The sequence below is a fragment of the Marinobacter xiaoshiensis genome (assembly GCF_031631795.1).
Lineage (GTDB): Bacteria > Pseudomonadota > Gammaproteobacteria > Pseudomonadales > Oleiphilaceae > Marinobacter > Marinobacter xiaoshiensis.
Genome location: NZ_JAVMBO010000017.1, coordinates 657,574 through 670,909, shown reverse-complemented (window position 1 = coordinate 670,909; position 13,336 = coordinate 657,574). Strand labels below are relative to the sequence as shown.

Annotated in this window: 10 protein-coding genes; 5 read left to right on the top strand and 5 right to left on the bottom strand. The window is 55.5% G+C overall.

Features of this window, described 5'->3' with window-relative positions:
- Positions 1-9: 9 nt before the first annotated feature.
- The 3 genes from narH to RKA07_RS14910 all read right to left on the bottom strand — a co-directional run bounded on the left by narH (position 10) and on the right by RKA07_RS14910 (position 6,719).
- Positions 10-1,581 (bottom strand): nitrate reductase subunit beta, encoded by a 1,572-nt coding sequence (narH, locus tag RKA07_RS14920; protein WP_200368879.1) that lies wholly within the window; start codon positions 1,579-1,581, stop codon positions 10-12.
- Positions 1,578-5,321 carry a nitrate reductase subunit alpha gene (locus RKA07_RS14915; RefSeq protein ID WP_310966676.1) on the bottom strand — a complete coding sequence of 1,248 codons (3,744 nt, stop codon included), beginning with the start codon at positions 5,319-5,321 and terminating at the stop codon, positions 1,578-1,580. Before RKA07_RS14915 ends, narH begins: the two co-directional genes overlap by 4 nt.
- A 129-nt stretch (positions 5,322-5,450) precedes the next feature.
- Complete coding sequence (locus RKA07_RS14910) at positions 5,451-6,719, bottom strand: MFS transporter (RefSeq protein ID WP_310966675.1); 1,269 nt, start codon at positions 6,717-6,719, stop codon at positions 5,451-5,453.
- Positions 6,720-6,874: 155 nt separating this feature from the next.
- Between RKA07_RS14910 and RKA07_RS14905 the strand changes: the two genes are divergently transcribed.
- The 5 genes from RKA07_RS14905 to RKA07_RS14885 all read left to right on the top strand — a co-directional run bounded on the left by RKA07_RS14905 (position 6,875) and on the right by RKA07_RS14885 (position 11,350).
- Positions 6,875-8,734, top strand: coding sequence for a histidine kinase (locus tag RKA07_RS14905; RefSeq protein WP_310966674.1), 1,860 nt, complete (start codon positions 6,875-6,877; stop codon positions 8,732-8,734).
- A 65-nt stretch (positions 8,735-8,799) separates the two neighbouring features.
- Positions 8,800-9,471, top strand: coding sequence for a two-component system response regulator NarL (gene narL, locus RKA07_RS14900; protein ID WP_310966673.1), 672 nt, complete (start codon positions 8,800-8,802; stop codon positions 9,469-9,471).
- Positions 9,472-9,541: 70 nt separating this feature from the next.
- A complete protein-coding gene (gene ubiT, locus RKA07_RS14895) occupies positions 9,542-10,036 on the top strand; it encodes a ubiquinone anaerobic biosynthesis accessory factor UbiT (RefSeq protein ID WP_310966672.1) in 495 nt (164 codons plus the stop codon).
- Positions 10,037-10,139: 103 nt separating this feature from the next.
- Positions 10,140-10,613, top strand: coding sequence for a hypothetical protein (locus tag RKA07_RS14890; protein WP_227714525.1), 474 nt, complete (start codon positions 10,140-10,142; stop codon positions 10,611-10,613).
- A 35-nt stretch (positions 10,614-10,648) separates the two neighbouring features.
- A complete protein-coding gene (locus RKA07_RS14885; RefSeq protein WP_200202840.1) occupies positions 10,649-11,350 on the top strand; it encodes an MOSC domain-containing protein in 702 nt (233 codons plus the stop codon).
- A 15-nt stretch (positions 11,351-11,365) separates the two neighbouring features.
- Here the strand turns inward: RKA07_RS14885 and selD are convergent, their stop codons facing one another.
- Both selD and RKA07_RS14875 read right to left on the bottom strand, forming a co-directional pair.
- Positions 11,366-12,403 carry a selenide, water dikinase SelD gene (selD, locus tag RKA07_RS14880; protein WP_310966671.1) on the bottom strand — a complete coding sequence of 346 codons (1,038 nt, stop codon included), beginning with the start codon at positions 12,401-12,403 and terminating at the stop codon, positions 11,366-11,368.
- A gap of 18 nt (positions 12,404-12,421) precedes the next feature.
- Positions 12,422-13,324: a U32 family peptidase gene (locus RKA07_RS14875; protein ID WP_200368873.1), complete on the bottom strand. Its 903-nt coding sequence runs from the start codon at positions 13,322-13,324 to the stop codon at positions 12,422-12,424.
- Between the last annotated feature and the right edge of the window lie 12 nt (positions 13,325-13,336).

Sequence of the window (13,336 nt, the reverse complement as noted above, 5' to 3'; positions counted from 1 at the left end):
GCGGCCTCCTTACTTCTGCAGCTGTTTGGGGTCGACTTGCTTCACCGTGGTCAGCTTCTGCACCATGGAGGTAGTGTTTTTACGACCACCAAACATGCTGAATTCACTGTCACCACCGCTGCAACCGTCGCCGAAGCTGAAGCCGCAACCACCGCGCTCACCGTGTGCATCCGGGAAGGCTTCCTTCGCCAGTTCACGATGGCTGGTGGGAATCACGAAACGGTCCTCGTAATCCGCAATAGCCAGATAACGGTACATTTCATCGGCTTGAGCCTTGGTCAGGCCGACCTCCTCCAGTGCACGCAGATCTTCAACGCCATCGACGGTTTCTGCGCGCTTGTACAGGCGCATGGCCATGATGCGCTTGAGCGCACGCACTATCGGCTTCTCGTCACCCGCGGTAAGCAGGTTGGCCAGATACTTCACCGGGATACGCAGGCTTTCGATCTTCGGCAGTATGCCGTCAAACTCAACCTTGCCAGCTTCAGCTGCAGACTGGATCGGGCTTAGTGGCGGAACGTACCAAACCATCGGCAGAGTGCGGTATTCCGGGTGCAGTGGCAGAGCCAGCTTCCAGTCCACTGCCATCTTGTATACCGGGCTGCGCTGAGCCGCCTGGATTACGTTCATTGGTATGCCGTCTTTCGTGGCCTGCTCAATGACTTTCGGATCGTTCGGATCCAGGAAGATCTCAAGCTGCTTTTCGTAAAGCTCATGCTCGCCCGGAGTGCTGGCCACTTCTTCAATGCGGTCGGCATCGTAAAGCAGCACACCCAGGTAGCGAATACGGCCTACGCAGGTCTCGGAGCACACGGTCGGCATACCAGCTTCAATCCGCGGGTAGCAGAAAATGCACTTTTCAGACTTACCGGTTTTCCAGTTGAAGTAGATCTTCTTGTACGGGCAGCCGGATACACACATCCGCCAGCCACGGCACTTGTCCTGATCGATCAGTACGATGCCGTCTTCTTCCCGCTTGTAGATAGCGCCACTTGGGCAGCTTGCCACACAGGTAGGGTTCAGACAGTGCTCGCACAGACGCGGCAGATACATCATGAATGTGCTTTCAAACTGACCGTAAATGTCGGCTTGAATCTGGTCGAAGTTTTTATCCTTACGACGCTTGGCAAATTCAGTACCCAGGATTTCTTCCCAGTTCGGGCCCCACTCGATTTTCTGCATGCGCTTGCCGGAGATCAGCGAACGTGGCCGTGCAACCGGCTGGTGCTTGCTGTCGCCTGCGGTGTGCAGGTGCTGATAATCGAAATCAAACGGCTCGTAGTAATCGTCAATTTCCGGCAGGTCCGGGTTAGCGAAAATGTTCGCCAGTACCCGGAACTTACCGCCAATGCGCGGGCGGATTTTGCCACTGGCATCACGCATCCAGCCGCCTTTCCACTTGTCCTGGTTTTCCCACTCTTTCGGGTAACCAATGCCGGGTTTGGTTTCTACGTTGTTGAACCAGGCGTATTCCATGCCTTCACGACTGGTCCACACGTTTTTACAAGTCACTGAACAGGTATGGCAACCGATGCACTTGTCCAGGTTCAGCACCATGCCTACTTGGGAACGGATCTTCATTTTACAGCCTCCTGAACAGTGTCGTTGCCTTCGCCGTCAAGCCAATCAACGTTTTTCATTTTGCGCACCACCACAAACTCGTCGCGGTTGGAACCCACGGTTCCGTAATAGTTAAAGCCGTAAGAGAACTGCGCGTAGCCACCAATCATATGAGTGGGCTTCGGGCAGGCCCGGGTTACTGAGTTGTGGATACCGCCGCGGGTACCGGTAACTTCAGAGCCCGGAATGTTCACAATCCGCTCCTGAGCGTGGTACATCATCATCATGCCCGGCATAACCCGCTGGCTCACCACCGCCCGGGCTGCAATAGCACCGTTGGCGTTGAACACTTCTACCCAGTCGTTGTCTTCCACACCCACATCGCGGGCATCGTCTTCACTCAGCCACACAATGGGGCCACCGCGAGACAGGGTAAGCATCATCAGGTTATCGCTGTATGTGCTGTGAATGCCCCACTTCTGGTGCGGCGTCAGGAAGTTCAACGCTTTCTCAGGGTTGCCGTTAGGCTTGGCATTCAGCAGAGGTGCAGCCGCTTTGGTATTGATGGGCGGACGGTACACCAGCAAGCTTTCACCAAAGGCACGCATCCACTCGTGATCCAGGTAGAACTGCTGACGGCCTGTCAGCGTGCGCCAGGGGATCAGCTCATGCACGTTGGTGTAACCAGCGTTGTAGGACACGTGATCGTCTTCCAGACCAGACCATGTGGGGCTGGAGATGATCTTGCGCGGCTGAGCGACTATGTCGCGGAAACGAATCGCCTCGTGCTCCTTGCCCACCGCCAGGTGGCTGTGGTCCAGACCGGTAAACTCCGACAACGCAGCCCAGGCTTTAACCGCCACATGGCCGTTGGTTTCCGGAGCCAGCGTCAGAATCACTTCTGCTGCATCAATGGCACTTTCAATTTTCGGACGGCCTGCGTTCGCTCCGTCGATGTGCTTGTAGTTCAGCTCACCCAGGAACTTCACTTCTTTTTCGGTGTTCCAATTAATCCCCTTACCGCCGTTACCCAGCTTGTCCATCAAAGGCCCAAGGGAGGTAAAGCGCGCGTAGGTATTTGGGTAATCCCGCTCCACGGTGATGAAACTCGGCGCTGTTTTGCCCGGAATCAGCTCACACTCGCCTTTTTTCCAGTCTTTAACATCGAACGGCTGGCCCAGCTCGGCTGCGGCATCGTGCATCAGCGGCAGGGTAACCACGTCTTTCTCAACACCCAGATGGCCTTCCGCCGCCTTGGAGAAGGACTTGGCGATGCCTTTGTAGATTTCCCAGTCACTGCGGGATTCCCACGCGGGATCGGTCGCAGCGGTCAGCGGGTGGATGAACGGGTGCATATCTGATGTGTTCAGATCGTTCTTTTCGTACCAGGTAGCGGTAGGCAGAACTATGTCTGAATACAGGCAGGTGGTAGACATGCGGAAGTCGAGTGTAACCAACAGGTCCAGCTTGCCTTCAGGAGCCTCGTCACGCCACTTCACTTCCTCTGGCTTCATGCCGCCATTGTGTCCGAGATCTTTGCCCTGCAGCCCACTGGTGGTACCCAGCAGGTACTTGAGCATGTACTCGTGACCCTTACCGGAAGAGCCCAGCAGGTTGGAGCGCCAGATAAACATGTTGCGCGGGTGGTTCTCAGGCGCTTCCGGATCTTCCGATGCAAAGGCCAGTGAACCGTCCTTCATGGACTGGGTCACGTAGGCAGGCACATCCATACCGGCTTTTTCAGCTTCTGCTGCTATGGTCAGCGGGTTGCGATTAAGCTGTGGCGCAGATGGCAACCACCCCATGCGCTCGGCACGCACGTTGTAGTCGATCAGGCTTCCACCGAACTTGGACTTGTCGGCCAGAGGCGACAGAATCTCGCTCACATCCAGCTTCTCGTAGCGCCACTGCCCGGAATGGGCGTAGAAGAACGAGGTACCGTTCATCTGACGTGGTGGACGCTGCCAATCCAGACCAAATGCCAGCGGCTGCCAGCCAGTCTGCGGGCGCAGCTTTTCCTGGCCTACGTAGTGAGCCCAGCCACCACCGCTCTGGCCGATACAGCCACACATAACCAACATGTTGATTAGCGCGCGGTAGTTCATGTCCATGTGATACCAGTGGTTCATACCGGCACCAACAATGATCATGGAACGGCCTTTGGTTTTATGGGCGTTCTCACCAAATTCACGGGCAATACGAATCACTTTTTCAGCGGGTACGCCGGTGATCTTCTCCTGCCAGGCCGGAGTGTACGGCTTGATTTCATCGTAGGAGGTTGCGCCGTCGTCTTCGCCCAAGCCACGGCTGATGCCGTAGTTGGCCATCATCAGGTCGTACACGGTAACCACGAGAGCTTCGCCACCATCGGCCAACTCTATTTTGCGGCTACCCAACTTGTGAGTCAGAGTGTCGCTGATTTCAACGGACTTGAAGTGGTCATGCTTGATGCCGCCAAAGTACGGGAAAGCTACATCAACCACTTCGTCATGCTTTTCAACCAGGGACAGTTGCAGGCTGACATCTTCAGTTTTGGCAGTTTGCTTCAGGTTCCACTTGCCCTTTTCGCCCCAGCGATAGCCGATAGAGCCGTTAGGCGCGGTCAGCTGGTTGCTGGCTTCATCAATGGCAATGGTTTTCCACTCGGGGTTGTTCTCTTCACCCAGACCACCCACCAGATCACTGGCGCGCAGGAACCGGCCAGGTACGTAACGGCCATCTTCCATTTTGTCGAGCTTTACCAGGTACGGCATGTCGGTGTAGCGACGCACGTAATCGGTGAAATACTCACTGGGGTTTTCGAGATGGAACTCTTTGAGGATGACATGCCCCATAGCTATACCCAGAGCGGCATCTGTACCCTGCTTGGGGTTCAGCCACTCATCCGACAGCTTGGAGACTTCTGCGTAATCCGGGGTAATGGCAACGGTCTTGGTGCCCTTGTAGCGCACTTCGGTAAAGAAGTGGGCATCCGGCGTACGGGTTTGAGGCACGTTGGAACCCCAGGCAATGATGTAGCCTGAGTTGTACCAGTCGGCAGATTCAGGAACGTCGGTCTGCTCACCCCAGACTTGCGGAGAAGCCGGTGGCAAATCGCAGTACCAGTCATAGAAGCTCAGACACACGCCGCCGATCATCGAAAGATAACGGCTACCAGAGGCGTAGGACACCATAGACATAGCCGGGATTGGCGAGAAGCCGATGATGCGGTCCGGGCCAACTTTCTTGGCGGTGTATACGTTTGCCGCACCAATCAGTTCGTTAACTTCATCCCAGCTAGAACGCACAAAACCGCCCATACCACGGCGGGGTTTGTACTCGGCGGTTTTCTTGGGGTCTTCTACAATGGAAGCCCAGGCTTCAACCGGGTCATTGAACTGGATGCGGGCTGCGCGCCAAAGCTGCATCAAATGCTTACGCATCAGTGGATACTTCAGGCGGTTGGCACTGTACATGTACCAGGAATAACTGGCGCCACGTGGACAGCCGCGAGGCTCGTGGTTAGGCAGATCCGGACGGGTACGGGGGTAATCGGTTTGCTGGGTTTCCCAGGTCACCAGGCCGTTTTTGACGTAGATTTTCCAGCTACAGGAGCCAGTGCAGTTTACGCCGTGGGTGGAGCGCACAATTTTGTCGTGCTGCCAGCGCTGGCGATAGCTATCTTCCCAGTCACGATTTACATCGTGGGTTTCGCCGTGGCCGTTCGCGAAGGACTCGCGCTTTTTACTGAAGTAGCTCAGCTTGTCGATCAAATGACTCATGGTCTCTCTCTCCATCAACCCGTCTGCGGATCGTTTTTCCGAATTAGAACCATTGTGTGGGAGAAAAACCCTGAAATCTGCGTGGTTACTACCACATAACCCGGCTCTACCACCGAGGAGGTATAACCGTTATATCCCCGGATGGAGGAGTGCGTTTCGTTCGTGGCGGCGGTTAAAGCGGGCAAACATGAACTGGCACACACAGAGCAGGATAAACACGATCATGAATACGGCACTGCGAACCCCCAACCAGTGATTCACCGCACCGAACAGAACAGGCAACAGGAAAGCCACTGAGCAGGCGCCGACCAGCAGCAGTCCAGCGACAAATGCAGCATTGTTACGACTCTCGATAATAACCATTCTCTGCAGACTGCCCATGGCACTTCCAAGCGCCACTCCGAGCACAACCACAAAAATCCTTTCAACATTCATGGGTAGAGCAAACTCAATCCTGATGGTTGCATCCACACCCCGAATAAACAGTGTCATAGGCGGGTAAGACAACACCACCAAGGCCACCAACCCAACAAAAAGAGACCGACTAATAACTTTAGGACTGCCATATCGATCAGACATGCCTCCGCCGAGAATCTGCGCCAGCGCTCCGGGTATAATGAACCACTGCGCCAGCCTGGCACCCGTTCCCACCTGAAGGCCAAACTGAGAGGAAAGGTAATCCGGAAGCCACAAAGCCAACGCAAAAAAACTTCCGGCAACCACGCCAAAGAAGGCACCCAACTGCCAAACACTTTGTTGGTTGAGGTGCCCGAACAAAACCTTCAGGGAGGTTTCCGTTTGCGGGTCAGCAATCGCATCATCAGGATCGGTAAGCAAAAGCAGCAGCGCCAGCACCAGCAATAGAACAATGAGGTACGCCAAGGGAACGCCATGCCAGGAGAAGGCTTCATGAAAGAGAGGGACAAGATAATAGGTAAACCCGGCACCGGTAACGCCGGCACCAAACACTCCCAGCACCAGGCCAAGCCTCTGGGGTTGGCAATTGCTGGTAACAAACTGCAATCCGGCACTGTAAAAGCCGCCGGCAAGCCCCAGCCCGCCCGCTGCCAGCAGATAACCCGGAAACGTATCTGTGGTAAGTAACACCACCATGCAGACTGCAAGCCCGGCAAGACAAAAAAGCATTATGCGCCGGGCACCAAACTTCCGGGCGGCGAGCCCGGCAGGTACAGCAAGCAAAGCGCTAACCGCCATGGGCATGGCGAGCAGCAGGCCAAACTGAAGATTGCTAAGGCTGAGCTCGGCTCTCAGGTGTATCCCAGCCACTGCAAACAGCGTCCAGCAGCCAGCCGCAATAACAAAGCCTGTTACTGCAAGCGGCAAAACAACGGCAAGTGATGCCAGCCGTCCGTCTTCCTGATCCGCCTCTGACCCCATCCTACAGCGCCTTTTTGAGCCACTATTCACACCGTCTTTCAGTGTCAGCTTTTGCCCTGAGACAGGTCAAAGACTATGATGGGATACCAACCATTGGGGTAATTGACTATCCTCAAGGAGGTATTCAAGCCCGGCGACTGTCAAGATGAGACTGAATGAAATCCAGAAGCCCTCTTGTTAACCGGATTGCTATCGTAGTGTGCGCTGTTGTGCTGACCTCTATTGTCAGCATGGCTACGACGCTGGCGGTTTCAAAAAGCATCGAAGGGAACGCAACTGCTATTAATCTGGCGGGCGCTCTGCGTATGGGTGCGTTCCGGCTGTTGTCTCACGTTGCCAGCCCGGGCGAAGGCGAAGCCAGCAAAAACAGCATTCAGAGCCTGACATCCCGGTACGAACTCGGCCTTAACGACCGCAATATCGTTCGCTCTATTCCTGCTGCTGAAGATCACCCTCTGGCAAAACAGTATCAAACCATCCGCAGCTATTGGGAGCAAACCCTGCGCCCCGGCCTGGAAGCACACCCACAGGGGGCACCTGTGAGCGCCGAGATGCTTCTGGCTACGGAAACCTATGTAAGCTCCGTAAACCAACTCGTCAGCATGCTTGAACGACGCACCGAAGCGCGAATTGGCCTGTTACACCTTATCCAGATCATCAGCCTGGCCTTTTCCATCCTCATTATTGTTGCCCTGTTTGTTGACCTGCGTAACAGAGTGCTTAAACCCCTGCGCAAGCTGGTGAACATTGCGGGGGCTGTTGGTGAGCAAGACTTCACCCAGAAGGCCAACATGAAGGGAAGCGACGAACTGGCACAGCTGGGCAGCGCGTTTGATCAGATGAGCAGCGAACTCGCCCTCACCTATTATGAACTTGAAGAGCGCGCTCGCAGCAAAACCGATGAACTGGAAAAAAGCCATGCGGCCCTCCAATTGCTCCATACTGCCAGCCGCAACCTGTTTGCCAACCATGATCTGTGCAGCGGCGCAGTGCCCATGTTGCAAGAGCTGGAACAGCTCCTGGATATAGGACCAATTCGGCTTTACCTTCACGACAAAGAAGCTGCAGAGCCTGTGCAGGTTGTTACTACCGCCTCAACAGACCGCCCTTTCTATTGCCGTGACCACCACTGCAACGCTTGTCTGGTTACACCGGAAATCTACGACGAGCTTCCGATAGAAGATAACGATGGGCGCAGGTTGCTATTGCCCATACGTACACCCGGCAAACTCCTCGGCACTTTGGAGGTGTGGTACCCTGTAGAAACCGGGCTTTCGGATACCGCTCGGCGCCTGCTGGAAACGCTTAGCGACCAACTGGCAACCGCCATTTTCCTTGAACGTCAGATTAACGAAGAGCAACAGCTCACACTGGCCGAGGAGCGCACCGTCATCGCCCGGGAGCTCCACGATTCTTTGGCACAATCGCTGTCCTATCTGAAAATGCAGGTAGCCCGCATGCGCAGGCTGAACATTGAGGGCGACCAGAAAAACGCCCACGAGGCCATTCTGGACGAGCTGAGCACGGGGCTGAACAGTGCCTATCGCCAGCTAAGGGAATTGCTGGCCACCTTCCGGCTAAAGCTGGACACCCCCGATCTACTCACAGCTCTGCGCAAAACCATTGAGGAGTTTTCAACGCGTTTGGGGAAACCCGTAGGGTTGAATTACAATCTACCTCCCCAAGCCCTGTCGCCCAACGAGGAAATACACACACTGCAAATTGTGCGTGAGGGCCTGGCCAACGCGGTTAAACATGCAGACGCCACAGAAGTTAGCGTGGACATACTATTTGAGTCGCCCCAGGTAAAGGCAAAAATACGAGACAATGGTAAGGGCTTGCCGGAGGACGGTCAGCCAGTCAACCATTACGGGCTGATCATCATGCAGGACCGTGCCCGTACTCTCGGGGGGCAGGTTGTGGTACAAAACCACGGAAGCGGTGGCGTTGAGGTAATCCTGACATTCGTTCCGAAAAGCCGGCACCTGATTCCCACCGAAGCACCGAGCGCCTGAATATCAAAAAAAAGCGGCAATTCACATGAGCCGCCATGCAATCAAGAGAGAGGAAGCGAAGTACCATGCCCGATGTAGCGTCTGACACACCCGCCAGCATATTGCTGATCGACGACCACCCATTGTTGCGCCAAGGCATCAAACAGCTCGTCGAAATGGAAGGGGATATGGTAGTCGCTGGCGAGGCAAGCAATGCCTCCGACGGCATACAACTGGCAACCGAGCTCGAACCCGACTTGATTCTGATGGACCTCAACATGCCGGAAGTAAGCGGCATTGACGCACTGAAAAAACTGCGGGAACTGAATGTGAGCTCGCGCATCGTGATGTTTACGGTGTCTGACCAGGAAGATGACGTAGTCGCTGCTCTGCGTGCCGGTGCCGACGGCTACCTTCTGAAAGACATGGAACCGGAAGACATGATTGCCCAGTTGCGCCAGGCGGCCTTGGGGAAGATGGTCATCAGCGACAGGCTGACCACACTGCTTGCTGAGGCCCTGCGCTCCAACAAGCCCCAACAGGCCTCGCGCCCGGACTTCGACAGCCTGACCCCCCGGGAAAAGGACATTCTTCGGCTTATCGCAGAAGGCCTTTCCAACAAGATGATTGGCCGCAAACTGGATATCAGTGACGGCACGGTAAAAGTGCACGTAAAGCACCTGCTTAAAAAGCTCAGCTTGCGCTCCCGTGTGGAAGTCGCTGTGTGGGCTGTAGAAGAAGGCCTGCACAAGGGCTGAGCTATATCAAATCAAACCCGGCGCATTTTGTTTACTCTGGGCAGTCTGAATTCACTGCCCGGAGTTGATTATGGCCCTGCCCGTGTCTATTAGGTTACCCCTGCCCCCTAAACCCCTGGTCAGCGATTCTCTGGCGTTACTTTCTGAATACCTCCCGTCGCCATTTCCCTTGCTTGGCGCCATAGACCGGTCGATCCCGATTCCCATAAAGCAGCTCGTTGCCGAAGCGCCTCTCAACCGTTTTTTTGCCGAGGCCATTGCCGATGGTGAATTTGATGATTTTGAAGGGCGCCGTATCCGCCTGGAAATAAACGGCGGTCACCCGGGCATTACATTCGGTTTTTGGGCAGGCAGGCTCCGAGTGCTGGACGGCCCTGGCGAAGCCACCATCAGAGGCTCCCTTTTGGCCTTCAAAACCCTCGCGGAGCGCCGGCAAGACCCTGACCAACTATTCTTTCAAAGACGCTTGGTAGTTGAGGGTGATACTGAATTGGGCCTGGGGCTGAAAAATCTGCTGGACAGCCTGGAGTGGGATTTCAAACTCCCGAAGTTGCATTTATTCTGACGCCCTCTGTTACTGGAGCCATATCAAACCCATGCGACCCTGTGCGATGGTTCAACAACAGACACACAGAACCTAAACACAGAATCCTGCACGGATTCACACAGTGAGCGCACGGATGGACAACATTCAAATAATGACCCTGGCTGAAAAACTCAGCCTTACAGCGGCCTTTGTATTCTTTATGACAGGGCTACTGACAGGCATCTGGAAATACTGGTGCATGGCCAATAGTCCGAAGGCCGCAGCGCCCCGGTATGTGGACATAGCCCACCGCAGCTCCCTCATGTACAGCTTCGCGGCCATGTTACTGGGTTGGCTTGCCAGCCACAGTGTGTACCCGGATTGGCTGAACACACTGGCCGCCGTGTGCGCATTGGGCTTTTTTGCCTTTGCTATTGGCACCTATATCATCCATGGTTTTCTGCGGGATACCAGTAACCAGCTACGCAAGCCCCACCGACTGGGAGCCATAAACTTACCGTCCTGGATCGTCCACGGCTTTATGGTGGCATTGATTGTGGCTGAGGTGGGAGGCTCACTGATTTTGGGTAGCGGCGCCATGCTGTCAATCTGGTGATGTGATTCCGATTCGGGAGATTTTGGAGAACCCAAATGGAAAAAAGTGTTGTGATCCGACAGCTCCGAATCGGCAGCCTCAAGACATTGGCCGATACCGCCACCCTCAGCGGTATCTACAAGCAAGAAGTTGGCTCGGCCTACCTCAATACAAACGGCCTGAGCGACGACCACCAAGGTGACAAACACCACCATGGCGGGCCGGAAAAGGCCTTGCATCACTTTGCATCAGAACACTACAACCGGTTACGGCAGTTGCTTCCTGAGCCCGCTTCCGGACATTGCCAACCGGGTGCCTTTGGTGAAAACCTTGTCACCGAAGGGTTTACCGAAACCGATGTCTGTTCCGGCGATGTTTTCAGGATTGGGGAGGCTATTGTTCAGGTATCCCAGCCGCGTCAGCCCTGCTGGCGACTGAATCTGCGCTTTGGCATTCCGGATATGTCCCAGCGACTGCAAAGCAGCCTGAGAACCGGGTGGTATTACCGGGTATTGCAGCCAGGGATCATTCACCGGGGTGACACCCTGACTCTCGACCAACGGCCAAACCCCGAATGGCCTCTGAGCCGGATACTATCGCTGCTGTACGATTCCACACTGGAGCGAACGGCCCTGAAAGACATGGCTGAGCTGAAACAGCTCACCCCTAACCTGCGCGGGCTGGCACAAAAACGGCTGGAAACCGGCAAGGTTGAGGATTGGGAAAGGCGGCTATTTGGGCCGGTGATTAGTGAATAGCTTTCTGGCTACTCACTACTCACTAATCGCTATCGTTTGTTCCTGAGCGCCCGCTGCATGCAACTCCCCTATGGGCATTAGCGTCAAACCCAGATCCCGGGCACGACTCTCAAAAGCCGGTGACTCCGCCGGGGCCACAGTAACAAGCAGCCCACCACTGGTTTGAGGGTCACAGAATATCAGGGTGTCTGCATCGGCCATGTCGGCAATTTCCCCGGCAAAGGCCGCAGCATTGCGATAGGTGCCGCCCGGGATACAACCCTCTTCAATGTAGCGCTGTACATTCGGCAGAACCGGTACCGCCTTGCGATTGATACGAGCGCACAGGTTGCTGCCACGGCAAACTTCCAACAAGTGACCGGCAAGCCCGAACCCTGTGACATCGGTCATCGCGCTTACGCCAGCCAGCTCCGCAAAAACCTCGCCGGCTTTGTTCAGGGTCGCCATGGTTTCAACGGCTGTGGCCAAATCCGCCGGAGTAATCCGCTCCTTCTTCAAGGCGCTGGTCAGAATGCCCACACCCAGGGGCTTGGTGAGGTACAACAAATCCCCTGTTTGAGCCGTGTTGTTGCGAATAATGCGGTTTGTGGCCACCTGCCCGGTCACCGCAAGCCCGAAGATAGGCTCCGGCGAGTCGATGCTATGACCTCCCGCCAGGGTGATGCCGGCCTCGGCACAGACGGCTCGAGCGCCGTCGATCACCTGCCCGGCAATCTCCGGTGCCAATGTGGCCACCGGCCACCCTAAAATGGCAATGGCCATGATCGGGCGCCCTCCCATGGCGTAAACGTCGCTGATGGCATTGGCAGCGGCAATGCGGCCAAAATCGTAGGGCTCATCCACCACAGGCATAAAGAAATCCGTGGTGCTGATAATCCCTGTGCCATTACCAATATCCGCAACAGCTGCATCATCCCGACTCTCGTTACCCACCAGCAGCCGGGCATCGGGCCGCTCCGGAACCTTGGCGTGAAGAATCCGGTCAAGTACATCGGGGGCAATCTTGCAGCCGCAGCCAGCACCGTGGCTGAACTTGGTCAATCTGACGCTCAAATGATCTACCCCTTATCGTTAAAGGCTGGAGGATGAGACCTGGTCCATGCCTGGCTTGCCGTACCAGTACCCATTACAAGGTGGCGCTTCTACCAGCTGTAATGGGTCGGTCGCGGGTATCTCTCCGCGGCGAACCTGATCAAAACGGCGAACAACCTCTTCCATACCCTCGTGTTCCGGGCTCAGACGCACAGTCGCCACACCCATTCGCTCCATGCCCGGCATTTCCCGCATCAGGTCGTAGCGCGAGCCAGACAAGGTGGAGGTCCCGTTCAGGCGAAACAGCTCCTGGGATTCCCGGGAGCGCAACTCCAACCCATCCGGGTGCTGCAGACAGCGAAATTCGCAATTATCTTTAGGCAGATTGTAGTGCCTGGCAGTAAAGCAGCGGGATGACCAGGCCAGAGGCAGAAAGCCCCAGGCAAAGACTTCCGCGGGCAAATCCAGCCCTTCCGCTTTTAGCTCGGCAATCAATTGCTGCAAGGTGTCCTGGCCCAACTCGACGGGCAAGCTCCACCCCTTCAGCCCCTGCTTTGCCAATAGCTTAAGGGTTGCGCTGTTGTAGATGTTCATCGAAGGGCCGGTCACAAACGGCAGATTGTTCTGGGTGGCCAGTTGCAGTGCACTTTGATCGTTTGCCTCGATCAGATAGTCCTGCTGGCTACAAATTTTGCGCAACGCCCGCAGGTCTGCCTCCGATTCGATCAGGGTTTGTGTAGAAAGCACCACTTGCTTACCAGACTCCTTGAGCACACCGGCAATCTCCAGCCAATCAGCCAGCCTCAGCTCGCGGCGGCGGGAACAGACGGTTTCCCCCAGGTACACAGTATCAACCGGCCATTCAGCGGCATTGGCGTAAAAATCAAACACGGACTGCTTGGACCAGAACCAGAGGATCGGGCCCAGAGAAAGTTTCATCATGGGTTGCTCAGC

Bases quoted from the DNA above. Each gene is read 5' to 3' on its own strand.
- RKA07_RS14910 (WP_310966675.1), bottom strand. From the start codon at position 6,719: ATGGGGTCAGAGGCGGATCAGGAAGACGGACGGCTGGCATCACTTGCC.
- RKA07_RS14915 (WP_310966676.1), bottom strand. From the start codon at position 5,321: ATGAGTCATTTGATCGACAAGCTGAGCTACTTCAGTAAAAAGCGCGAG.
- narL (WP_310966673.1), top strand. From the start codon at position 8,800: ATGCCCGATGTAGCGTCTGACACACCCGCCAGCATATTGCTGATCGAC.
- narH (WP_200368879.1), bottom strand. From the start codon at position 1,581: ATGAAGATCCGTTCCCAAGTAGGCATGGTGCTGAACCTGGACAAGTGC.
- ubiT (WP_310966672.1), top strand. From the start codon at position 9,542: ATGGCCCTGCCCGTGTCTATTAGGTTACCCCTGCCCCCTAAACCCCTG.
- RKA07_RS14875 (WP_200368873.1), bottom strand. From the start codon at position 13,324: ATGATGAAACTTTCTCTGGGCCCGATCCTCTGGTTCTGGTCCAAGCAG.
- RKA07_RS14885 (WP_200202840.1), top strand. From the start codon at position 10,649: ATGGAAAAAAGTGTTGTGATCCGACAGCTCCGAATCGGCAGCCTCAAG.
- RKA07_RS14905 (WP_310966674.1), top strand. From the start codon at position 6,875: ATGAAATCCAGAAGCCCTCTTGTTAACCGGATTGCTATCGTAGTGTGC.